Genomic DNA, 22,171 nt, shown 5'->3' with positions numbered 1-22,171 from the left:
CGGTTCAGTTGGACGGCCAACGGGGACCGTCGGGTGTGGTGTGTCGGTGCTGGTCGAAGTCGGTGACCGGCTCACCACGGACGTACTGCGGGGCGACCGGTGCGTCCGCCGGGCGACGCAGCGGCGCCGGCTCGATCGGGGCCGCCGAGGCGGACCGGTGGACCCGTCCGGACGCCTCCGCGCGCGGTGCCAACGGGCGGCCCAGGGCCGAACCCACCGCCTCGCGACCACCCGCGACCAGCGGGGTGGACCAGGGCTTCACGTCGTCGATCGGCGAGGGCGGCACCGACCGCCAGCGGGCCGTGACCTTGACGTCCTGGTGGGACTGCCGGGGCGGCGCCGGGGTGAGGTGGTCCACCCGGGGCGGCGCGGGCGTGAGGTGGTCGACGCGGGCGGGCGTCGGCCGCACGTCGGCGACCACCTCGACCGGTACGGTCTGGTCGCCGGTGGACGTCGGTCCGGGCCGGGCCGGTTCGGGCGCGGCCGGCGGAGCGGCCGGCGACACCGGCGGTAGTTCCCGGGCCCGGTGCAGCCCGCCCGAGCCCACCTCGCGGACCCGGTGCACGCCCGACGGCACCCGCCGCGGCGGTCGCACGCTCGTGCCGCCCGGCAGGCCCGCGGCCGGCACCTCGTCGGCACCGTGCTGCCCGGCCCGGTCGATCGCGCCGACCGCGACGATGCCGGCCAGCGGCAGGTTCAGCCGGCGCACCAGCCGCGCCGCCCGGGTCGCCTCGGTCAGGTTGGTGAGCCCCGCCGCCACCACGAGCAGCACCCCGTCGACGTGTTCGGCCAGGGTCGCGGTGTCGCATCCGGCCAGCACCGGTGGCGCGTGCACGATCACGCAGTCCTCGGTGTCGGCCAGGGCGTCGAGCAACTGGCCGAGTTCCCGCGCGTGCACGGTGGTCAGGCTCTCCCGGGGCTCGGTCGGCAGCACGGTCAGCGTCGGCAGGTCGGGCAGCGGCGCCGGGGAGTGCTGCCCGGTGCGCACCTGCTGCCAGGTGAACGAGGCGTCCGGGAAGTGGCCGGCCAGGGCGGGGTCCCGGACCGCCGCGTCGATGACGGTGACCTTGCGCCGCTCCGCCGCCATGGCCAGCCCGAGCAGGGCACTGACCAGAGTGGCCCCGTCGTCGCCGTGCACGCTGGTGACCAGCAGCCGACGCCGGGACGAGCTGGTGAGCACACTGAGCGCCGAGACGGTGGACCGGGTCGACGTCGCGATCTCCCGCCGGGCGAACAACGCGGCGCCGTGGTGCCGGGCGAACCGCTTCGGCAGGTGCGGGAGGGTGCCGACGACCGGCAGGCCGAGGCGGGACTCCATCTGCCCGATGTCGCGCAGGCGGCGGTCGAAACGGTCGCGGAGCACCGTCGCACCCCAGCCGGCGAGCATGCCGACGAGCGCGCCGAGGGCGCTGTTCAACAGCGGCTTGGGGAACGCGGGCCGGGTGGGCACGCTCGCGGTGTCCACCACCCGGGTGGTGACCACCGTGTCACCGCCAAGCCGGAGGCGTTCCAACTGGTCGCCCATGGCCTGGCTGACGGCGTTCGCGATCGCGGCGGCCCGACCGGCGGAGGCCGCGTCGGCCCGCACCGTGACGATCTGGAGGCCGGGTTCGAAAGTGCCGTGCACGTTGCCGGCGACCGCCCGCTCGGACAGGCCCAGCCGACCGGCGGCGGCCACCGCCACCTCCCGCGAGCCGATCAGCTTGGCGACGGTGGGTGCCAGGTTCTGGGCGAGCGCGAGGCTCATCTCCGCCGGACGGTCACCCTCGGGCGTGTCGGCCACCACCAGGACGGAGGCGTGCGCCTCGTACCGGGCCGGCAGCAGCGGCGTCACCGCCTGCGCCGCCGCCAGCCCGGCGAGCAGACCGAGCAGCGGCAGGGCTACCCGCCGCCGACTGGTGTCCAGCAGATCGTTGAAGTCGACGGTACGCATCACGCGGCCACCTCCCGGTCCGCGTCGTCGCGGGCCTTCTCACCGGCTCGCGCCGGGACGGGTACGGACATTCGTTCCTCGTGCAGTTGTCGCCAGACCCGGTCCAGCCGGGCGGCGATCCGGTCCCAGGCGAACTCCTCGGTCGCCCGGCGCAGCCCGGCCTCGGACAGTTCGCGGGCGGTCGCCGGGTCGTCGCGCAGCCGGCCGAGCCGGTCGGCGAGCGCGGCCACGTCCCCGGCGGGGAAGATCAGCCCGGCGTCGCCGACGACGTACGGGATCTCCCCGACGTCGCTGCCGACCACCGGGACGCCGCAGGCCATCGCCTCGACCAGCACCCGGCCGAACTGTTCGCGCAGCGGGATGCCGACCCACGGCAGCACGTTGCGCTGCACGATCTCCAGCGCGGGCAGCACCAGCACGCTCATCTGCGCCAGCACGTCGGGCAGGTCGGTGTGGCCGGTCCAGCCGTACCGGCGGACCCGCCCGGGACGGCGTCGCGCAGCCCGGTCGACGTCGTCGTCCAGGCTGCCCTCGCCGACCAGCACCACGTCGCAGTCGACGAGTTCGGCCGCGCGCAGCAGGTCCAGCACACCCTTGTGCGCCTCGAACCGGCCCACGAACCCGACCGTGAACGGCCGCCCGCGCTCCGGCTCGGGGCGGGGGCGGAAGATCCTGGTGTCCACACCCAGGGGAACGGTCGTGGCCGCGCCCCGGTAACCCTTGACCCGCAGCACCTGCCGGGCCGCCGGGGTGATCGGCAGGACCATGTCCACCCGGCGGTACGCGTACCTCTCCAGCAGCGGGAACGGCATCGGGAAGCGGATCACCACGTTCTGCGCGGCGTACAGCGTGGTCGGCACCGTCGGCCAGTGCCGCCGGCACATCCGCAGGACCTGCCAGGTCGACAGGTACGCGGCCTCGCCGATCATGTGCACCACGTCGGGTGGCGGCGACACCGGCGGTGCGCTCCGCCCGCCGAAGCGCACCATGACCGACGCCATGTGGCCGGTCCGGCCCTCCCCCAGCCGGTGCGGCAGCAGGTGGGCCCGGAAACCGGGATGGCGCCGACCGAGCCGGTCGAACTCCAGGCGCGTGGTCGGTGACACGTCAGCCGCCAGCACGGTGAGCCGGAGGTCGGGTCGCTCGCAGAGCGAGTCGAACAGGTCGATCCAGTGCTCGGTGCGCGCCCCGACGACCGTGATCAGTACATGCATCAGTGGTTTCCTCCGGTGTGGAGACGGGTGACCGCGATCCGGCCCACCCGGGTCCAGGCCCGCATCCGCGCGATGCCGGCCCGTGGTTGCAGGGACAGCCGTACGGTGGCCAGGGCCACTCCCAGCAGCGCCCGGAGCAGTACGACGGCCCGCACGGCCCGTCGCGACCGGGGTCGGTGACGGCTGAAGAACACCAGCATGCTGCGGTAGAGGTGGGGCCAGATCCAGGCCGGGTCGCTGCTGCTCGCCCCGCCGCTGTGGGTCGCGGCCACCGACGGCAGATAGAGCACCTCGGCACCCCGACGGCGGGCCTGGAGGCAGAGTTCCTCGTCCTCGTAGTACATGAAGTACGCCTCGTCGAGCCCGCCGACGGCGGTGAAGAGACTGGTGCGTACGGCGAGGCAGGCGCCCGAGACCCAGTCGACCGGGGTGGGTTCGGCCCCGCGCAGGCACGCCTCGTACGCCGCCCGCCGGTGTCGTCCGCCCAGCCACCGGCGGACCGGCACCGGCACCAGCGGTCCGCCGAACCGGCTGGCCACCACCGTGCCGAGCGTCTCGAACGGGTGGGCGCTGACCGCCACCCGGCCGGTGTCGTCGTGCAGGCGTGGCCCCGCGACGCCGACGTCCGGACGGCCGAGCACGGTCCCGACCAGCGCCCGCGCGGTCTCCGGCGGCACCACGCAGTCCGGGTTGACCAGCAGCAGCACCTCGCTGCGCACCCCTGCGGCGGCCCGGTTGACGGCGGCGGCGAAGCCCACGTTGCCCGTGCCGGACACGACGGTGACCTCGGGGAAGTCGGAGCGGACCAGCGCCACCGTCCCGTCGGTGGAGCCGTTGTCGACCAACCGGACCGGCAGGCCGGCACGCCGCAGCGCGGTGAGCGCGGCGCCGATCTGCCGCTGCGAGTTGTACGTCACCACGATCGCCGTCGCGTCGACCATCACGACACCGCCTCGGGGATCCGGACGGGCGAGGGCAGTCGTCCGGGATCTCGGCCACGGTGCGCGCGTACGGTCAGCAACGCCAGCGCGGGCAGCAGCCCGAGTTCCCAGTGCCCGTCGGTGGGGGCGGCGAACACGGCCGCGCCGAGGAAACCGCAGCACAGGGCCGCGAACGGCAGCGCCGCGCCGTCCCGGTCGGCGATGCCGGCCCGGATGCCGCGCAGCACCGGCCAGAGCACCAGGGCCAGGCCGAGCAGCCCGACGTTGGCCAGCAACGTCACGTAGAAGGCGTGGTAGACCGGGCCGACGTCGGTGAGGGCGAAGTCGGCCAGGTAGACGTCGGCGGTGGACTGTCCGAGGCCGGCGCCGATGACCGGCCGCTGGGCGAAGACGTCCAGCCCGACGACGGACTCCGAGGCGCGGTAGCCGGCGGACTGTTCGAGCCCGGTGGCGATCTCCTGCGCGCGCTCGCGTACACCGGGGTCGAGGGCCAGCAGGGCGGCGACGACGCAGCCGGTGGCGGCGGTCGCGGCCAGCCCGGTGCGGACCGCCCGGCCGCCGAAGACCAGCATGATCAGCAGGGTCACCCCGGCGGCGAGCCAGATCCCCCGGTAGGAGGCGAGCACCACGTCGATGGCGAAGAAGCCGGCGAGCAGCACCGAGGCGACCCGACGCCAGCCTCGGGCCCGTCCGGCGTACCAGATCAGGGGCGGGACGGCGAGCAGCGTGAGCAGCCCGCCGTGCCGGCCGGGGACGGTCATCGAGATCGCGGCCAGGATCGTCACGACGCCGACGTAGAGCAGCCCGGCGGCGATCAGCCGGCGGTCCGTGGTGAGGGTGTGCGTGGCCAGGAAGAAGTAGAGCGGCAGGATGGCGATCTGGTATCCGGCGACGACGACCTCGGTGGGCAGGTTCCCGATGGCGAGGCCGTAGCAGGCGGCGGCGACGGTCAGTCCGATCACCACCAGCATGCCGGTGTCGGCGGCGGTGCGTCGGCCGCCCCGGCCGACGCCGAGGGCGTAGCGGATCAGCAGGGCGGTCGCGCCGACGGCCAGCAGCAGCAGGTGCGCCGCCACGTACGTGCGGACGTCTCCCCCGCCGACCAGGCTGCCGGCCACCGCGCCGCCGACGATGCCGACCGGCAGGACGGTCCACGGCCAGAGCAGGAAGACGGCGAGGAAGACCAGTCCGCCGGTGGCGGCCAGCGCCATGACCCCGGGCAGCATGGCCGCCAGTGAGACGGCGGTGCCGAGCGCGGCGCCGGCGGTCGCCACGCCCACCCCGACCACGACCCGGCTCACCGGGCCAGCCCCGCGAGCAGTCGGTGCAGGTGCTCTCCCCGGGCGGCCCAACTGTTGGCGGCGGCCACCGCGCGGCGGCGGGCGATGTGTGCCGGGACGGTCGCCTCGGTCAGCGCCGCGGCGACTGCCGAGGCGAAGGCGTCGGGGCCCGCGGCGAGGCGGACCACGTCGGTCAGCGCGGTCAGCGCCGGCAGCGGCGTCGCGACCACCGGCTTGCCGAGCGCCAGGTACTCGTAGCACTTCTTCGGGTGCACGTAGTCGACCAGACCGCCGATCCGGTACGGGATCACCGCCACGTCGCAGGCGCGCAGCGTCGCCGGCAGGTCGACGTACGGGATCGGGCCGGTGAGCAGCACGTTGGTCAGCCCGGCCAGGGGTGCCCGGCCGGCGGGGGTGCTCGGGCCGACCAGTAGGAACGTCCAGTCGGGGCGGGCCCGCGCCACCCGGGCGACCAGGTCGGCATCGAAGGCGCGGGTGTCGACGGCCCCGCAGTACCCGATCAGCGGTCGGGTCGGCGCGACCGGGCGCGACACGGTCGGTCCGTGCGGGGCGAAGTGCTCCGGGTCGCAGGCGTTGGGCAACACCACCGGGGCGTGCCGGCCGGCCGGCATCCGGGTCGGCAACGCGGCCGAGGACGCCAGCACCAGGTCGGCGACGGCGACCGCCCGGTCCAGGCTGCGGCGCAGGTGGCGGCGGTTCCACCGGCGGGTGAAGGTCCAGTCCAGGTCGGTGGCGTCGTAGACCACGGCGGCGGCGTCGAGTCGGCCGGCGCAGGGCGCGGCCAGGTCCTCGTCCAGCCAGACCAGGCGTACGCCCGCCGCGTCGTGGCGCAGCCAGCGGCGCAGCGCGGCCACCGCCGCGCGCCGGTTGGCCGCGTTGGCCGTCGGCAGGTGCCGACCGAACGGGACCGGGGTGGGCGGTACGACGTGCCAGACGGCGGGCTCGACCCGACGCACGGTGGTGCCGGTCCGGACCCGCAGCCCCGGGGGGTCGACGAACAGCACCCGGTATCCGGTGGCGAGCTGCCGGGCCAGGGCGTGTTGCCGGTGCGCTCCCCCGTGCCACGGGGTGGCGCTGAAGTAGACCACCCACTCGGCGGCGTTCCCCGCCGCGTCGGGCGGGGCGGTCCGGGACTCCCGGCTGCCCAGGTCAGTCACGGCCGGCCCGCTGTCTGACCGGTGCCCGGTGCACGGCCGGCAGCACCTCGTCCTCGCCGACGCGGCCGAGCACCGGTCGGGCGGTGTCGTCGTCGAGCCGGAGCAGCCGGGCACCGGCCTGGCGGTCCAGCCAGCGCCGGACGGCGGCGGCGGCGAAGCGCCGGTTGACCGTGTCGGCGGTCCGCAGCCGCGCGCCGAAGGGCAGCGGGGTCGGCGGGCTGAGATGCCAGGCGGTGTCGTCGATGTGGGTGATCCGGCTTCGCCAGCGTGGACGGGGTGCCGGCGGGTCGACCAGCAACAGGCGTCGGTCCGGGTCGTCGAGCAGCGACTCGGTGACCACCGGCTGGTCGGCCTGCGGGACGGAGGGGGTCCGGGTGAACACGATCAGCCAGTCCCGGATGTCGCCGTCGGGCAGCGGGCCGACGTCGCCGCGCAGGGCGGCCCGCAGGTCGGCGAGGGTGAGCTGTACGTTTCGCCCACAGATCCGCTTGACCGCGTGGTCGATCAGGACGATCAGCCGGAACAGCGCGATCCGGTGACCGGGTTGGGTCAGCCGCAGGTAGCCGACCATGCTGCCGAGCAGGTGACGGAAGCGGATCGCCGGGCCGAGCAGCCGGCAGGAGGCACCTCGGACGTGGGTCACCACGGCGTCCGGGGTCATCCAGAGCTGCTGACCGGCCCGGTCGAGTTGCCGGGCGAGGATGGCGTCGTTCCAGTAGACCGGGAACCGCTCGTCGAAGATGTGGTGCGCGGGCAGCGCCGCGCGGCGCAGCAGCATGCAACTACCCGAGGCCAGCCGTCGGGGCCGGTCGAAGTCCTGTCCGCGCATCTGGAAGGTGTGCAGCGCCTGCCGGAAGCCGGGGACCCGACGCAGCGCGGTGACCAGGGCCAGTGCCGCGGCGAAGCTGGGCTGCTGCACGTAGTGCTGCTGGAAGGTGCCGTCCGGGTTGAGATAGAGCGGGCTGACGCCGGCCGCCTCGGGTCGATCCCGCAGGAACGTCACCATTGTGGACAGTGCGCCGGGATGGAAGGCGACGTCGCTGTTGAGCAGCAGGATCAGGTCACCGCGCGCCTCGCGGTACGCCTGGTTCACGGCGGCGGCGAAGCCGACGTTGCGGGCGTTGCGGATCAGGCGTACCCGGGGTGCGCGGGCGAGCAGGTCGGCCGAGCCGTCACGGGAGGCGTTGTCCACCGCCACCACCTCGTAGTCGAGGTCGGGTGGCACGGTCGCGGCCAGCGACTCCAGGCACTGCCGGGTCTGCTCGCGGGTGTTCCAACTGGTCAGCAGGATGGACACCGACGGCGGGGCGTCCTCGTGCCGGGGCTCGGGGTTCATCGGGTCACCGCCGTGGCGTCCCGGCGGGCGAAGACGCGCAGCAGGTCACCGAGGAGTGGATGGCGCATCCGGGGCGACCGGCTGGCGGCGACGTCGGCGACGAGCAGGTCCCGGGCCTGCCGCAGGCGGGCCATCGGTCGCCAGTAGAACCGGGAGAAGACGGTGTCGTACGAGACCACCTCGAAGCCGGTCTGGCGCAGCATCCGGGTCAGCGTGGTCGGGGTGAAGTGCCAGCGGTGGTATTCGGGCGCGACCGCCGGCCACTGGTGACCGAGACGGGTGGCGGCGGCCGAGGCGATGTTCGGCACCTCCAACGCCAACCACCCACCCGGCGTCAACACCTCCCGCGCCGCCTGCAGGAACCGACGCGGATCGTCCACGTGCTCCAACACATGCCACGCACACACCACATCCGCCCGCAACGACGGCGCGACCTGCTCGAAATACCCCTGCCGCACCGGCACACCCAGGTGCTCCACGGCGAACGCCGCCGCCACCCGAGACACCTCCACCCCGGTCACCGTGAAACCGGCACCCCGCGCCGCCTCCAGGAAATAACCCCCCGCACACCCCGCCTCCACCAACACCGACGGCCGCACCACCGACGACAACCACCGCAACCGCCGCCCCGCCTCGAACCGGCGCTGCCGGCTGGACGCGAAGTAGTCCTGGTAGCCGTCGGTCAGGTAGTACGCCTCGTCGTACAGCTCGTCCGGGGGCACGGCGGGGCCGGCGGTCCACAGGAAGCCGCAGTCGGTGCAGCGGCGCAGCACGCCGTCGAGCGCCGGGGCGGCCCGGCCGTCCCGGCCGCACAACGCGCAGGTGGTCAGTTCGTCGTCTCTGAGCTTCATCAGCCGTTCCGTCCGTCTCGCGGCCTGCGGGCGATCACCCGCAGGAGGTCTCCCCGCCACCGATGGGTCAGGCGTGGCGAGCGCAGGTTGATCAGGTCCGGCGGCAGCAGCCGCCGCGCGTGTCGCATCCGGTATGCGACGGGCATGTAGAACCGGAAGACCGTGGTGTCCTGCCGGACCACCTCGAAGCCGGTGGCGGCCAACAGCCGGGTCAACGAGGTCGGGGTGAAGTGCCAGGGGTGGTACTCCGGCTGGAGTCCCGGCCAGCGGCGGCCGAGGCGGCGTGCGGCGGCCGAGGCGATGTTCGGCACCTCCAACGCCAACCACCCACCCGGCGTCAACACCTCCCGCGCCGCCTGCAGGAACCGACGCGGATCGTCCACGTGCTCCAACACATGCCACGCACACACCACATCCGCCCGCAACGACGGCGCGACCTGCTCGAAATACCCCTGCCGCACCGGCACACCCAGGTGCTCCACGGCGAACGCCGCCGCCACCCGAGACACCTCCACCCCGGTCACCGTGAAACCGGCACCCCGCGCCGCCTCCAGGAAATAACCCCCCGCACACCCCGCCTCCACCAACACCGACGGCCGCACCACCGACGACAACCACCGCAACCGCCGCCCCGCCTCGAACCGGCGGGGCGCGGCCAGGAAGTAGTCCTCGTAGCCGCCGCCGGTGAAGTAGTCCAGGTCGTAGCGGGCCGGGGCGGCGTGCGGATCGGGCACGGTCCAGCCGAGTCCGCAGCAGGTGCAGCGGCACACGACGCCGTCGAGGTCGGCCCGGTGCGGTTGGCCCTCGCCGCAGTTGAGGCAGGTGGTGGGTCGGACGTCGAGGCTCATCGGCGTACCCCGGTCAGCGTGCGGGTCCGTCGGGCGAGCGAACGCAGCCGGGCCCGCTCGTCGGTGTTCAGGTATCCGCATCCGACCAGCAGCGCGGCGGCGAGCGTCAGGGTCAGGCCGGCGCGGGTGGTCACGGCCAGTGCCGCCCCGAGCCGTCCCGGGCCGTCCGGCAGGTGCCCGACGACGGCGGCGCTGGCGAGTCCCGCCACGGTCGCGGCGGCGATCGGTGGCCAGAGCGTACGCAGCACCGGCCGGATCGGACGCCCCGTGGCCTGGTGGAAGTGGGCCAGGAAGTACCCGGTGGCGAGCACCACCGCGAGCGCCGTCGCGGACGGCACGCCGAGCGGTCCGGCGAGCATCAGCAGCGGTACGGTCAGCGCCACGTTGAGGGCGACCGACAGCAGCACGTAGCGGGTTTCGAGACCGGGCCGGCCCTCGACGCGGGCGACGATGGTGGCGGCACCCATGATCAGGTTGAGCGCGTAGGCGGGGGCGAGGATGGCGATGGTCGCCCCGGCCCAGGAGACCGGGTGTCCGAGCCAGAGCCGCACCAGCGGGTCGGCGCTGACCATCAGCGCCGCCGCGGCCGGTGCGAGGAAGACGGCCAGGTGCCGCACCGTGCTCAGGTAGAAGGCGTCGAGCCAGGCCCGGCCGCCGGTGACCGTCCGGCGCACCGCGGCGGGAAAGAGCACCAGCAACGCGAAGCCGGGTGGCAGGCGCAGCAGGTTGAGCAGGCGGGTGCCGAGGTCGGCGTCGCCGGCCACCGCCGGTCCGAAGAATCCGCCGAGCACCAGCCGGTCGAGTTCCACGTTCACCGCGGCGGCACCGCTGGACACCTGGACCCGCAGGCCGTACCCGCCGACCCGGCGCAGGTCGGGCCCGGCCAGGCGGCCCCAGCGGGGTGTCAGGTCGCGGTGCCGGTGGTACGCCGCGGCGGCGAGCAGGATCGTCCGGATCGCACCGGTGGACGCGGCAGCCGCAGCGAGCGCGACCAGTCCGCCGCCGAGCCGGACCACCGCGATCGTGAGCACCGCGCCGAGGACCGCTGTCACCGCGTTGACCAGGGCGAGTGCGCCGTAACGCTGGACGCCTTCGAGGACCGCGCGCCAGGGCAGTTCCACCCCGCCGGCCACCACGCCGAGCAACAGCCACAGGGTGGCGTGCCACGCGTCGCGGGTCAGTTCGCCGAGTCGCAGCAGTTGGGCGATCCAGGGCCAGCCGGCGGCGAGGACGGAGAAGGTGAGTCCGCCCAGCACGAGGCCCCAGGCCAGGCCGAGCCCGAGCAGTCGCCGCAGGACGTCGGCGGGACCGGCCTGGCTGTCCACCGCCGCCACCTCCCGGACCAGCGCCGAGCCGAGCCCGAGGTCGAAGAGGGCGGCGATGGCGAGCAACCCGGTCAGCAGCACCCAGACGCCGAACGCCTCCGGCCCGAGGTGCTGGTAGACGACGGGCAGCGAGACCAGGCCGGCCAGCGCCATGACGATGCGGGCGCCCAGCATGCTCAACGTGTTGCGGGTCAGCCGGGCGCCGACCGTGCCGGTCGGGCTAGCCACGAGGGAAACCCCGGATCAACTCCAGCGCGGTCAGCGCCAGCAGGGTCAGGTCCATCCGCAGCGATCGGCAGTTCAGGTAGAGCAGGTCGCAGCGCAGCTTCTCCTCGACCGTGGCGGCGTAACCCCCGGTGAGCTGGGCGAGCCCGGTGAGTCCGGGCCGGACCAGGTGGCGCAGGTCGTAGTCGGGCAACTGCCGGAACTCGGCGATGAACTCGGGCCGTTCCGGACGGGGACCGACCAGACTCATGTCCCCGCGTACGACGTTCCACAGTTGCGGGAGTTCGTCCAGACGGCTACGTCGCAGCAGGCGGCCGACGCGGGTGATCCGGGGGTCGTCCGGTTGGGCGAGCACCGGCCCGGTCTCGCGTTCCGCGCCGGGTCGCATGGTGCGGAACTTGACCATGAAGAACAGTCGTCCGCCCGCGCCGACGCGTTGCTGGCGATAGAACGGCGGCCCGGTGAACGACACGACCACGGTGATGGCGAGGATCAGCGGGAGCACCAGGATCGCGCTGAGCGCGATGACGCCGAGGTCGAGGTAGCGCTTGACGCGTTCGCCGGTGCGCCGGTGCGGTCCTGACCGGAGCCGGATCCAGGGCAGCCCGCCGAAGCGTCGGAGGCTGGGCGTGGGCAGCAGCCCGTAGACCGGCCGCGCCAGCACCAGGATCTCCACGTCCAGTTGCCGGCAGGCGGCCACGATCGGTGCGTCGATGCTGTCCAGCGAGTTCTTGAGCAGCAGGAGCTTGGGCCGCAGGCGTCGGAGCACCGCGGTGAGCTGGTCGACGTCGGCGGGTACGGGCAGCCGGAGGACGACGTCGAACTCGTCGTTGAGCCGGTCCGGTCGTGCCGGTGTCTCCACCGGTTCGATCACCAACGCGCGGACGCGACCGCGTGCCGGTTCCCCCGTCTGCTGCCCCGAGCCGCGTCGATGACCGTTGAGCAGGAACTCACGGCCGTGTCGACGTACCGGCTCCGGGGCCGTCGTGCGCAGGTCCTCGTGGAACGGGACGGCGACCGACGGTTTCTCCATGTGGCTTACCTCCTCGCCACGCGGCGGAGCGCTCCCCTGAATGCTCTCGACAGCACTATGAACGATTCAGCGGCATAAACAGTTCATTTGCCGCAAAACAAAGCTTTTTCGTTTATGGTATTTGACATCCGTTTGAGGGCGATATGTCAGAATGATCCTGCTCATAGCGGAGAATTGGCTGGTCACACCGCCGATGCCCGCAGAACTGACCACCCCGCCGCCAAGGAGTTCACGATGGAAGTTCCGCCGAACGGAGCCGAGCCATCCGCGCAAGGCAGCTCGGTTCCCAATCGCGTACTGGTGACCGGCGGAGCCGGATTCATCGGAAGTCACGTCGTCGCGCGTCTGATGCTGATGGGGATTCACGTCAAAGTGCTCGACGACTTCTCGACCGGCCGGGTCGAGAACCTCGCCGACGCCGCATACGGCGGGCTGTCACAGTCGGATGTCCTGCGGGGTGACATCCGCACCGCCGAGGCAGTCGACGTGATCCACGAATGGAGGCCCGAGGTCGTGGTGCACCTCGCCGGCCAGGGCAGCCTCCAGGCCGCCCGGGAATCGCCCCTGTTCGACGCCGACGTGAACACCTTCGGCACGATCAACGTGCTGGACGCCTGCGCGCGCAGCGGAGTCCGGTTGTTCGTGCACGCGGCGAGCAGTGCGATCTACGGCAACGTCGCCTCCGACGCCCTGCCCATCCGGGAGGACCGGCCGCTGGCGGCCACCAGCCCGTACGGCATCAGCAAGGCGGTCGGGGTCTGCTACCTGGACTGGTACCGGCGCGAACACGGCATGTCGTACACCGCCCTGGCCTTCGGCAACGTCTACGGTCCGCGCCCGACCGGAGGCGGCACCAGCGTGGTCGCCCTGATGACCGAGGCCCTGCTGAACGGCCAGCCGCCCACCATCTACGGCGACGGCCAGCAGACCCGCGACTACGTGCACATCGTGGACGTGGCCGACGCGGTGGCCCGCGCCTGCCACTACCCGGGCGCCGGGCTGGTCAACATCGCCACCGGCCGGGAGACCACCGTCAACGACCTCTTCGAGCTGGTCTGCTCGGTGGTCGGGGTGGACTGCGACCCGCACTACGCGCCGCATCCGCACCCGCAGGAGGTACGCCGGATGGCGCTGGACAGCAGCAAGGCCCTCGCCCAACTGGGCTGGCGCCCGACCATCGGCCTCACCGAGGGCGTGCAGTTGACCGTGCGGGAGGCACGACGGCGGCGTACCGGCGCCCAGCGCGCCTACCAGCCACGCCAGGGCCAGCCGGTGGGCGTCGGCCACTGACCTTCCGCACCACTCCACCGAGCACCGTCACCTCGTAGCGCCCGGCATCCGGCCGGGCCGGTCGACCCGCGTCCGCGCGGCCCGACCGGCAGGCCGGCGGCCGGGCGCTCGTGCTGCGCCCGCGCGCGCCGACGCGGACCCGCACGACCGTTTCGCGAACCTCCGTCACGTTAGAGGAAAATCCGCTACGTGGGCTTATGTCCTATATGTTCGCTTTGGCCGCTTGACAGGCGGCGTTCACAACGGAGAGGTGAGGACGGATGTACCCGACGAAAGGTCCGGCGATCGGCGGAGGGCTCGCGACGACCGGAGTGGCGATTCAGTCCTGGCTGCTCGTAGGGATCGGGCTGGTCCTGCTCGGCGCCGCCCTGTGGCTCGCCACCTTCGTGAGCCGACCCAGATGAGCGACCGGCCGAGCACCCGGTCCACCGTGGCGAGCTGGTTCCAGGCGTCGCTCGGCGCGGTCTGTGGCATCGCCCTGGGCACCCTGCTGTTCAACCGGTGGCACGACGTGGCGGTGGTCGAGGCGTGGCTCAACGCACGCCTCGTCGCCGCCACCGGGCTGGCCGACACCGACTCCATCGGCGCCGCCGTGATCTTCCCGCTGGGCGAGCGCTGGGTCGGCTTCCTGGTCTCCACCGGATGCTCGGTGGCACTGCTGCTGATCCCGCCGTTCGTACTGGCCGCGCTGCTGGTCGGCTTCCGGCGGGTGACGCTGGCCCGGGGCCTGGTCGCGGTGGCGCTCGCCGTCGGGCTGCTCGTGGTGGTCAACCAGATGCGCCTCGCCGCCGTCGTCGCGTCGATGCGGCTGTGGGGCTTCGAGGTCGGCTACCAGCGCAGCCACGTCCTGATCGGCTCGGCGATCAGCACCGTCGGACTGATCGCCGTCGCCATCGTCTTCCTCCTCCTGATGGGACGCGGAAACCGGGTACGGAGGTCCGCAGGTGCCCGTTGAGCTTCAGTCCCTGGCCGTCCTGAACACGGCGGCGTTCCTGCTCTGCGTCTACTTCTGCGCGTACGTGCTGAGCATCCTGGTGCTGCACCTGCGTACCCAACGCTCCCGCGGCGGGGACCACACCGGCTTCGACTGGCACATCGTCATCCCGTGCCGCAACGAGGCCAGCGTCATCGCGGACACCCTGCACCGGCTGCTGCGTGACCTGCCGGACGTCACCGTCTGGTGCGTCGACGACGCGTCCGACGACGGCACCGACGCGGTCCTGCACTCCTTCGCCGCCGACCCCCGGATCCGGATCATCTCCCGCCGGCTGCCGGACGCCGTGCAGGGCAAGGGAGCGGCCCTGAACGCCGCCTGGCAGACGATCGAACGTCACCTGCCGGCGGACGCCGACCCGGAACGGATCATCCTCGGGGTCCTCGACGCCGACAGCTACCTCGACCCCCGGTGCCGTTCCGCACTCGCCGGCCCGCGCTACTTCGGCACCGCCACGGTCGCCGCCGTCCAGGTCGAGGTCCGCATGACCCAGTGCGCCCGACCGACCCACGGACTGGGTCGGCTGGCCCGGCTGCTGGTCCGGTTGCAGGACATGGAGTTCCGGGCGCCGATCGCCGCCATGCAGTCGCTGCGCCGCCACACCGCGAGCGTGGCGATGGGCGGAAACGGCCAGTTCACCCGGGTGTCGCTGCTCCAGCAGCTCGCCGCCGAGCACGGCACGCCCTGGCACGGCGCCCTGCTGGAGGACTTCGAACTCGGCCTGCACATCCTGCTCCAGGGCAGCCGCACCGAATACTGCGCGGAGAGCTGGGTCGCCCAGGAGGCATTGACCAAGATCCGTCCCCTGATCCGCCAGCGGACCCGCTGGGCCCAGGGCTCGATGCAGTGCGGGCGCTACCTCGCCGCGGTGCTCCAGTCCCGGCGGATCAGCAACTCCGCCACCCTGGAGATCACGCACTTCCTCGCCGCACCGTGGTTCCAGCTCTTCGGCACCCCGGTCTACCTCGGCTGCCTCGCCGTCCTCGCCTGGTACGTGTCCCGCACGCCGGGCGGCCTGATCGGCTGGTGGACGGCAGGTGGTTGGGGCGTACTGCCGCTGATCGTGGTCTTCGGTGTGCTGCCCTTCGCGATCTGGGGCCTGGTCTACCGCAACCGGTGCGAGCCGCACCTGGCCGTCTCCCATGCGCTCGGCCTCGGCGTCAGTCACTGGATCTACAGCTACGTGCAGTCGGTGGCCGTCTGGTTCGCCTTCGCCCGGATGCTCACCTCCCGCTCGGAGTGGCAGAAGACCGCCCGGGGCGCCGATCAGCCTGCGGCCCCCGACGAGGTGCCCGCACCACCGCCCTCCCTCCCCACCACCACCGGCACCGGCACCACGGCCACGGCCACCGGCACGACCGCTGCCACCGGCAGGGCCACCGGCACCGCGACCGGCAGGGCCACGACCATCGGCAGGACCGCGACCATCGGCAGGGCCACCGTGACAGGCAGGTCCACTGTCTCCGAAGCCTCGGCTGTCCGTGGCACCGCCACTGTCCCCGGCACCGCCACGGTGACCGGCGTCGCCCCGGCCACCGGCACGGAAACGGCCACCGGCACGGCCGCTGTTCCTGGCGCTGCCCCGGCGAGCGGCACCGCCGCCGTTCGGCGCCCGCACTACCGCCCGCGCGGCACGGTCTCCGTGCCGCAACCCCCGGTACAGCCCACCCCGTTCGACCGCCCCGACGTCACCGTCAGATACAGAAAGAGAGATCTCACATGCACAAGGTAAGGTCCGGCGTCGCCCGGGCTGCGACGGCGATCGCCGGCGGTCTGGTGATGGCCCTGGCCGTCGCGTCGCCAGCGATGGCCGACACCTCGCAGTCCAGCGCCTCCGCACTCCAGATCAGCCTCGTCGGGGGTGGTCTGGCGAGCTCCGGCACCGCGAGCGCCACCAACGACGGCACCACCGAGTCGATCTCGGGCAACACGAGCCCGCCGCTGTCCGTGCTCGGCGGCCAGACGGTGATCACCGCCGGTGTGCTCGGGCAGTCCGTCCGCGCCTACAACGACGGCACCTCCGCCGCCTGTGCCGGCGTACTCGGTGCCGGTGGCGCCATCACCATCGGGACCGGTGGCTCGTGCATCGTGACCCCCGGCTCCGAGGTGACCCTCACGCTGGGGGCCAACGGGCTCGCCACCATCACCCTGGTCGCGGACGCCATCTACTCCGAGTGCACCGCGACCAGCAGCCCGTCGGCGACCGGTTCGGCGACCCTGGTCAACGCCCGCATCGTCTCGACCCTGCTGGGCATCCCGACGACGCTGCTCAGCCTGCCGGTCAACCCGGCGCCCAACACCGGGCTGAGCGTTCCGGGGCTGCTGAACCTGACCCTCAACGGGCAGAGCAGCTCCGCCACCGGGCAACTGACGGTCACCGCCCTGGACCTGTCCGCGCTGGGCGGCGCGCTCGCGTCGGTGGTCATCGGCTCATCGAGCTGCGGCGTCAACGCCGTGGCACCGCCCATCCCGGTGATCCCGCTGGCCGGCGCACCGGTCGCCCTCGGTCTCGGCGCGGTCGTCGCCGGCACCGGTGGCTTCTTCCTGCACCGTCGCCGCGCCGCGCGCCGGAGCTGACCGATGGGTCGTGACAGAGTGGGCCTCCGCCAGATCATGGTCCTGGCCGGTACCCGTCCCGAGGGTGTCAAGATCGCGCCAGTGGTGCGCCTGCTCTGTCACGACCCACGCCTGGCGGTGACGGTGGTCGACACCGGCCAGCAACCCGGCCGGGTGGAGGAGGCGTTGGCGCCGTTCCGACTCCACGCCGCAGCCACCCTGAGCGTCGCCCGGGACACCGGCACGCTCGCCGAACTCGCCGCCGGGTTGAGCACCGCCGTGGAGGAGCTGTTCACCCTCCACCGGCCGGACGCGGTGGTGGTGCACGGGGACACCACCACCGCGTTGGTCGGCGGGCTCGTCGCCTTCTGGAACCGGATCCCGGTGATCCACCTGGAAGCCGGATTGCGCAGCCACGACCTCGCACAGCCCTTCCCCGAAGAGGCCAACCGGGCCATGCTCGCCCGGATCGCCGCGCTGCACCTCGCCCCGACCACCACCGCACGGGACAACCTGCTCGCCGAGGCAGTCCCCGCCGACCGGGTCGTGGTCACCGGCAACACCGTGGTGGACGCGGTGCACACGCTGCTCCGCGAGGGCCTGGCCCGCGTACCGTCCTGGGTGGACCCCGGCCGTCGGCTGATCGTGGCCACCGCGCACCGACGGGAGAACTGGGGCACCGGCATCAGCCAGGTGCTGCGCGCGCTCACCCGGGTCACCGCGACCCACGCCGACGTCGAGCTGGCCCTCATCACGCATCCGAACCCGCGCTTGGCCGCCCAGGTCCGGGCCGGGGTCGAGGACGCGTCGAACGTCCGCCTGCTGCACCCGCTCCCCTACCCCGACATGATCGGTCTGCTCCGCGCCGCCCGGGTGGTCGTCACCGACTCCGGGGGCCTCCAGGAGGAGGCCGCCAGCCTCGGCGTACCGGTGGTGGTGACCCGCGCCGCGACCGAACGACCGGAGATCGTCGCGCAGCACCTGGGCGACCTCGTCGGCACCGACCCGGACCGGATCGTCCGCGCGGTGTGCGACCGGCTCGACCACCCGACGCCGACCGTGGAGAGCCTCGCCTTCGGCGACGGCCACGCGGCCCGACGCTGCGGACGCGCGATCACCGCCCTGCTGGGCCTGCCGGACGCCCCGTACCCCCGCCGCCGGCCCGCAGCCGCCGTACCGCACACCACCCGGGTCTGAGCCGCCCGGCGCACCGCCCCGACGACAGCGTCGATGCGGGTCGGTCGGGCTCGGTGGGAGGGCCGGGGCGACGCCGGGCAGATGGCCGACGCGGACGCCCGAGCTCGACCCGGTACGCCTGCGCCCACCCCACACGAGTTCGCCATGTACTTCGACTGCGCTGACACCCGTCTACGTCGTTCGGGTCGGCTCCGCCGTCGGGGGGCCTGCCCGAACAACACCGTCCCGGGCCGACCCCGCTTCCGCCGCGCCGACCCCGACCGACACCGTTCCGGGCACGCTCCGCCTTCGCGGGGCTGAACCCGACCGACACCGTCCCCGACCGACACCGCGGGGCGGAGCCGGCCCCAGCGCGTATGGCGGGGATCAAGGCGCGCCCAGGGGACAGGTGGGTAGATCTGTTGTCGCTGGAGCGACAACAGATCTACCCACCTGCCAGCGAGCCGCACGGGTTACCGATGCACGCGGGTCGACGGCAGACCGCACCGGCCGGAGCAGCGGCACGCGCAACAGATCGGCCGCCCGCTCCGACCGGCCCGACAGCGGACGCGCCCTCGCTGCGGCCAGCCGAGCCGGGGCCGTCAGCACGAGGGCGACCGAGGACGACACGAGGGTGGCCGAGACCGGCGCGAGTGACGGTACGAGCACGGTCCGGGTTTGTGCCGGTGAGCAGCGGGTATGCGGGCCGCCCACCCGACTCGGCGGGCACCGCGCGGCGCACCGCCACGACCTGCCACCGAAGACAGGAGTCGTCCCGGTGCCGTCCGCTCCGACCGGAACCAGGATCCACTGACGTGTGCGGCATCGGCGGTGAGGCACGGTTCGACGGCGCGACGCCGGACACCGACGCGGTGGCCCGGATGAGCGCGGCGATGCGGTCCCGGGGGCCGGACGGCGACGGGTTGTGGAGCGACGACTGGTTTGCCCTCGGGCACCGACGGCTGACCATCATCGACCTCTCCGACGCCGGCGCCCAGCCGATGGTGCGCGAGGATCTCGGGCTCGGCCTGGTCTTCAACGGCTGCGTCTACAACTATCCGGAGTTGCGCGAGAAGCTACGCGCCGCCGGGTACCACTTCCGGTCCACCAGCGACACCGAGGTCGTCCTCGTCGCGTACGCACACTGGGGTGAAGCGTTCGTCGACCACCTGGTCGGCATGTTCGCCATCGGGCTGGTCGACCGGACGCGGCGGCGGCTGGTGCTGGCCCGCGACCGCCTCGGCATCAAGCCGCTCTATCTGAGCGAGACGCCGGGACGGCTACGGTTCGCCTCGACCCTGCCCGCGCTGCTGCGCGGCGGTGACGTCGACACCGCCATCGACCCGGTGGCCCTGCACCACTACCTCTCCTGGCACTCCATCGTCCCGGCACCCCGCACGGTGTTGCGCGGCGTGCGCAAGCTGCCACCGGCGACGCTACGGGTGATCGAGGCGGACGGGCGCAGCCGCGACCGCGTCTACTGGCGACCCGAGTACGCCCGCGACCCCGCCCACTCCGGTATGGACGCCCGGGAGTGGCGGGCGGCCCTCGGCGGGGCGCTGCGCACGGCCGTACGTCGGCGGTTGGTGGCCGACGTACCGGTCGGGGTGTTGCTCTCCGGCGGACTGGACTCCAGTCTCATCGTGGCGCTGCTCGCCGAGGCCGGGCAGCAGCAGTTGCGGACCTTCAGCATCGGGTTCGACAGTCGTGGCGGTGAGGCCGGCGACGAGTTCGGCTTCTCCGATCTGGTCGCCCGTACGTTCGACACCGACCACCGGCGGATCCGACTCGCCGACGACGATCTGGTGCCGGCCGTACGCGCCACCGTCGCCGCGATGACCGAGCCGATGGGCAGCCACGACGTGGTCGCCTTCCACCTGCTGTCCGAGCAGGTGGCTCGGCATGTCAAGGTGGCCCAGTCGGGGCAGGGCGCCGACGAGGTGTTCGCCGGGTACGGCTACCACCAGCCGCTCGCCCAGGTGCCGCGTGACGGGGCGGCGGAGACGTTCGCGTCGGCGTTCTTCGACCGCGATCACGCCGAACTGTGCCGGGTGGTGTCCCCCGCGTACGTGTGCGACCACGATGCCAGCCGGGAGCTGCTGCTCGCCGAGTTGGCCGCGCCGGGTGCGCAGACCGCGTTGGACGCCGTCCTGCGGCTGGACACCCACCGGATGCTTCCCGACGATCCGGTCAAGCGGGTCGACAGCATGAGCATGGCCTGGGGGCTGGAGGTCCGTACCCCGTTCCTGGACCAGGATCTGGTGGCGCTGGCGGCGGCGTGCCCGCCGGAGCACAAGGTGGCCCAGGGCGGCAAGGGTGTGCTCAAGGAGGTCGCCCGGGAGGTGCTGCCCGCCGACGTGATCGACCGCCCCAAGGGCTACTTCCCGGTTCCCGCGCTGCGCAACGTGGACGGCGCGGTGCGGGACCTGGTCGTCGACGCCCTGCGGGCACCGGCCGCCCGGCAGCGGGGCCTGTTCCGTCCGGAGTACGTCGCGCACCTGCTCGACGACCCCGAGGCGGCGCAGGCGGCGGCCGGCAGTAACAAGCTCTGGCAGCTCGGCCTGCTCGAACTCTGGCTCCAGACCCACGACATCCACTGACCGACCTACACCGGTGCGCCCGGAACCCAGCGCCCCCGCCCGGCTGTGGCGGCCCCCGAGACCCGTCGGCGCTTGTCGAGGCGGTGCGGGCCGGTGCCGGTCAGCCGGTGGTGGTCTGGGTGGCGAGGTGGTGCAGCAACGCGGGGATGTCACCGTCGGTGTCGTCGAGCAGGAGCCGCTGCCGGGCGGCGCCGGTGCCGATCCGACGGAGTCGGTCGAGTTGCCGCACCACGTAGTCGAGGTCGCCGTGGGCGGTCAACGCCGGGCTGACCGTGGTCAGCAGGTCGGCGACCAGGTCCCAGGCGGGCCGGGGCCGGGTGGTCCGCAGGTCGACGAGGTCACCGTCGAGGCCGTGGTGGGCGGCCCGCCAGTGGGCGGCGGCGACCAGGCAACTGCGCAGCCTGGGTGCCGGAGTGCCGCGCCGGATGTCGTCGACCATGGTCGCGACCAGGGCACGGACCAGCGCCGCGTGCAGCACGGTGTCGTCGACGCTCGGACAGACGTCACCGACCCGGATCTCGATCGTCGGATAGTTCGACGAGGGACGGGCGTACCAGTAGACCATCGCGGGATCGAGCATGATCCCGGCCTCCACGAGGTCGGCGACGGTGGCGTCGTACTCGGCGGCCGAGGCGAAGTAGGGGGTGGGCCCGAGGCTCGGCCAGCGTTCCAGTTGCATGGAACGCCAGCTCGCGTGCCCGGTGTCGTACCCGTCGTGCAGGGGTGAGTTCACCGTGACGGCGTGGAGGACCGGCAACCACACCCGCAGGTGGTTGCCGACCTGGACGGCCAGTTCCCGGTCGGGTAGGCCCACGTGCACGTGACAGCCGCAGACGGCCGGATCGTGCGCGACCGGGCCGAAGCGTCGGGACATCGCGTGGTAGCGCGGTTCGTCCGGTACCGATCGGTGCCCGTCCCGCACCGGGGTGGCGCCCAGGGCGACCAGGCTCGCGCCGGCCGCACGGGCGGCGTCCGCGGCGGCGCGCCGCAGCGTCAGCAGGTGCTCCCGCAACTCGGTCAACTCGGTACAGACCGGGGTGACCATCTCCACCATGCTGTGCCGGAACTCCTGCCGGCTCTGCCGCCGGGCGTCACCGTGCAACGCGGCCCGCACCTGCCCGGCCACCGGCAGGCTCTCCCCGGTCGCCGGGTCCAACAGCAGGAACTCCTCCTCGACGCCCACCGTCAGGGGCGGAGACACCTCGAACTCCGGCGCCGACACCCCGCGATCACCCATCCTCGACGTCCCATCCGCCAGGGGCGACGATGCCCGCCGCCGCAGACCCCGCTTTCCCGAGCACGTCACCGGCAAACGACGTGCCGACCCGACCCCGGTCAGGCCGCGCGACACGGCGATCCCGGCGGGGCCGACCCCCTCCGACGCCACGCAC

Annotated in this window: 18 protein-coding genes; 7 read left to right on the top strand and 11 right to left on the bottom strand. The window is 73.1% G+C overall.

Annotation, left to right across the window (positions count from 1 at the left end):
* Positions 1 to 4: 4 nt before the first annotated feature.
* From ACQVFL_RS10975 to ACQVFL_RS10930, 10 genes are read right to left on the bottom strand one after another with little or no spacing between them, the layout of a single operon-like run.
* Positions 5 to 1,933, bottom strand: a complete 1,929-nt coding sequence (locus tag ACQVFL_RS10975) for a hypothetical protein (protein WP_431729286.1) — start codon at positions 1,931 to 1,933, stop codon at positions 5 to 7.
* Positions 1,933 to 3,147: a glycosyltransferase gene (locus tag ACQVFL_RS10970; RefSeq protein ID WP_396695303.1), complete on the bottom strand. Its 1,215-nt coding sequence runs from the start codon at positions 3,145 to 3,147 to the stop codon at positions 1,933 to 1,935. Before ACQVFL_RS10970 ends, ACQVFL_RS10975 begins: the two co-directional genes overlap by 1 nt.
* The gene (locus ACQVFL_RS10965) at positions 3,147 to 4,088 is read right to left on the bottom strand and encodes a glycosyltransferase family 2 protein (RefSeq protein ID WP_431729285.1); all 942 of its coding nucleotides are present in this window, start codon (positions 4,086 to 4,088) and stop codon (positions 3,147 to 3,149) included. The genes ACQVFL_RS10970 and ACQVFL_RS10965 overlap by 1 nt, the downstream gene beginning before the upstream one ends.
* A complete protein-coding gene (locus ACQVFL_RS10960) occupies positions 4,088 to 5,389 on the bottom strand; it encodes an O-antigen ligase family protein (RefSeq protein WP_396695307.1) in 1,302 nt (433 codons plus the stop codon). Before ACQVFL_RS10960 ends, ACQVFL_RS10965 begins: the two co-directional genes overlap by 1 nt.
* On the bottom strand, positions 5,386 to 6,546 hold the full coding sequence (locus tag ACQVFL_RS10955) for a glycosyltransferase (RefSeq protein WP_431729284.1): 1,161 nt from the start codon (positions 6,544 to 6,546) through the stop codon (positions 5,386 to 5,388). Before ACQVFL_RS10955 ends, ACQVFL_RS10960 begins: the two co-directional genes overlap by 4 nt.
* Positions 6,539 to 7,882: a glycosyltransferase family 2 protein gene (locus tag ACQVFL_RS10950; protein WP_396695311.1), complete on the bottom strand. Its 1,344-nt coding sequence runs from the start codon at positions 7,880 to 7,882 to the stop codon at positions 6,539 to 6,541. The genes ACQVFL_RS10955 and ACQVFL_RS10950 overlap by 8 nt, the downstream gene beginning before the upstream one ends.
* Positions 7,879 to 8,733 carry a class I SAM-dependent methyltransferase gene (locus tag ACQVFL_RS10945; RefSeq protein ID WP_396695313.1) on the bottom strand — a complete coding sequence of 285 codons (855 nt, stop codon included), beginning with the start codon at positions 8,731 to 8,733 and terminating at the stop codon, positions 7,879 to 7,881. Before ACQVFL_RS10945 ends, ACQVFL_RS10950 begins: the two co-directional genes overlap by 4 nt.
* Positions 8,733 to 9,581, bottom strand: a complete 849-nt coding sequence (locus tag ACQVFL_RS10940; protein ID WP_431729283.1) for a class I SAM-dependent methyltransferase — start codon at positions 9,579 to 9,581, stop codon at positions 8,733 to 8,735. The genes ACQVFL_RS10945 and ACQVFL_RS10940 overlap by 1 nt, the downstream gene beginning before the upstream one ends.
* The gene (locus tag ACQVFL_RS10935) at positions 9,578 to 11,134 is read right to left on the bottom strand and encodes a lipopolysaccharide biosynthesis protein (protein ID WP_396695317.1); all 1,557 of its coding nucleotides are present in this window, start codon (positions 11,132 to 11,134) and stop codon (positions 9,578 to 9,580) included. Before ACQVFL_RS10935 ends, ACQVFL_RS10940 begins: the two co-directional genes overlap by 4 nt.
* Positions 11,127 to 12,164, bottom strand: a complete 1,038-nt coding sequence (locus tag ACQVFL_RS10930) for a sugar transferase (RefSeq protein WP_396695319.1) — start codon at positions 12,162 to 12,164, stop codon at positions 11,127 to 11,129. Before ACQVFL_RS10930 ends, ACQVFL_RS10935 begins: the two co-directional genes overlap by 8 nt.
* A 114-nt stretch (positions 12,165 to 12,278) precedes the next feature.
* Between ACQVFL_RS10930 and ACQVFL_RS10925 the strand changes: the two genes are divergently transcribed.
* The 7 genes from ACQVFL_RS10925 to ACQVFL_RS10895 all read left to right on the top strand — a co-directional run bounded on the left by ACQVFL_RS10925 (position 12,279) and on the right by ACQVFL_RS10895 (position 20,780).
* On the top strand, positions 12,279 to 13,454 hold the full coding sequence (locus tag ACQVFL_RS10925) for a GDP-mannose 4,6-dehydratase (RefSeq protein ID WP_431729282.1): 1,176 nt from the start codon (positions 12,279 to 12,281) through the stop codon (positions 13,452 to 13,454).
* Between the two features lie 260 nt (positions 13,455 to 13,714).
* On the top strand, positions 13,715 to 13,858 hold the full coding sequence (locus ACQVFL_RS10920; RefSeq protein ID WP_161595048.1) for a hypothetical protein: 144 nt from the start codon (positions 13,715 to 13,717) through the stop codon (positions 13,856 to 13,858).
* Entirely contained in the window at positions 13,855 to 14,409 is a 555-nt protein-coding gene (locus ACQVFL_RS10915; RefSeq protein WP_396695323.1) for a hypothetical protein, read from the top strand. Before ACQVFL_RS10920 ends, ACQVFL_RS10915 begins: the two co-directional genes overlap by 4 nt.
* Positions 14,399 to 16,180 (top strand): glycosyltransferase, encoded by a 1,782-nt coding sequence (locus ACQVFL_RS10910; protein ID WP_431729281.1) that lies wholly within the window; start codon positions 14,399 to 14,401, stop codon positions 16,178 to 16,180. The genes ACQVFL_RS10915 and ACQVFL_RS10910 overlap by 11 nt, the downstream gene beginning before the upstream one ends.
* A complete protein-coding gene (locus ACQVFL_RS10905; protein ID WP_396695327.1) occupies positions 16,168 to 17,025 on the top strand; it encodes a choice-of-anchor P family protein in 858 nt (285 codons plus the stop codon). The genes ACQVFL_RS10910 and ACQVFL_RS10905 overlap by 13 nt, the downstream gene beginning before the upstream one ends.
* Before the next feature lie 3 nt (positions 17,026 to 17,028).
* A complete protein-coding gene (gene wecB, locus ACQVFL_RS10900; protein ID WP_431729280.1) occupies positions 17,029 to 18,201 on the top strand; it encodes a non-hydrolyzing UDP-N-acetylglucosamine 2-epimerase in 1,173 nt (390 codons plus the stop codon).
* 794 nt (positions 18,202 to 18,995) lie between these two features.
* Positions 18,996 to 20,780 (top strand): N-acetylglutaminylglutamine amidotransferase, encoded by a 1,785-nt coding sequence (locus tag ACQVFL_RS10895; protein ID WP_431729279.1) that lies wholly within the window; start codon positions 18,996 to 18,998, stop codon positions 20,778 to 20,780.
* A gap of 100 nt (positions 20,781 to 20,880) precedes the next feature.
* Here the strand turns inward: ACQVFL_RS10895 and ACQVFL_RS10890 are convergent, their stop codons facing one another.
* Positions 20,881 to 22,017: a carboxylate-amine ligase gene (locus tag ACQVFL_RS10890; protein WP_431729278.1), complete on the bottom strand. Its 1,137-nt coding sequence runs from the start codon at positions 22,015 to 22,017 to the stop codon at positions 20,881 to 20,883.
* Between the last annotated feature and the right edge of the window lie 154 nt (positions 22,018 to 22,171).

The organism is Verrucosispora sp. TAA-831 (assembly GCF_050780145.1).
In the GTDB taxonomy this organism is placed as follows: Bacteria; Actinomycetota; Actinomycetes; order Mycobacteriales; family Micromonosporaceae; genus Micromonospora.
Note: the sequence above shows the minus strand (reverse complement) of the source record. Positions and strands in the feature narration are given on the sequence as shown.

Excerpts from the sequence above, each read along its gene's own strand:
- ACQVFL_RS10975 (WP_431729286.1), bottom strand. The coding sequence starts at position 1,933 with ATGCGTACCGTCGACTTCAACGATCTGCTGGACACCAGTCGGCGGCGG.
- ACQVFL_RS10970 (WP_396695303.1), bottom strand. The coding sequence starts at position 3,147 with ATGCATGTACTGATCACGGTCGTCGGGGCGCGCACCGAGCACTGGATC.
- ACQVFL_RS10965 (WP_431729285.1), bottom strand. The coding sequence starts at position 4,088 with ATGGTCGACGCGACGGCGATCGTGGTGACGTACAACTCGCAGCGGCAG.
- ACQVFL_RS10950 (WP_396695311.1), bottom strand. The coding sequence starts at position 7,882 with ATGAACCCCGAGCCCCGGCACGAGGACGCCCCGCCGTCGGTGTCCATC.
- ACQVFL_RS10945 (WP_396695313.1), bottom strand. The coding sequence starts at position 8,733 with ATGAAGCTCAGAGACGACGAACTGACCACCTGCGCGTTGTGCGGCCGG.
- ACQVFL_RS10940 (WP_431729283.1), bottom strand. The coding sequence starts at position 9,581 with ATGAGCCTCGACGTCCGACCCACCACCTGCCTCAACTGCGGCGAGGGC.
- ACQVFL_RS10930 (WP_396695319.1), bottom strand. The coding sequence starts at position 12,164 with ATGGAGAAACCGTCGGTCGCCGTCCCGTTCCACGAGGACCTGCGCACG.
- ACQVFL_RS10925 (WP_431729282.1), top strand. The coding sequence starts at position 12,279 with ATGGTATTTGACATCCGTTTGAGGGCGATATGTCAGAATGATCCTGCT.
- ACQVFL_RS10920 (WP_161595048.1), top strand. The coding sequence starts at position 13,715 with ATGTACCCGACGAAAGGTCCGGCGATCGGCGGAGGGCTCGCGACGACC.
- ACQVFL_RS10915 (WP_396695323.1), top strand. The coding sequence starts at position 13,855 with ATGAGCGACCGGCCGAGCACCCGGTCCACCGTGGCGAGCTGGTTCCAG.
- ACQVFL_RS10905 (WP_396695327.1), top strand. The coding sequence starts at position 16,168 with ATGCACAAGGTAAGGTCCGGCGTCGCCCGGGCTGCGACGGCGATCGCC.
- wecB (WP_431729280.1), top strand. The coding sequence starts at position 17,029 with ATGGGTCGTGACAGAGTGGGCCTCCGCCAGATCATGGTCCTGGCCGGT.
- ACQVFL_RS10890 (WP_431729278.1), bottom strand. The coding sequence starts at position 22,017 with ATGGGTGATCGCGGGGTGTCGGCGCCGGAGTTCGAGGTGTCTCCGCCC.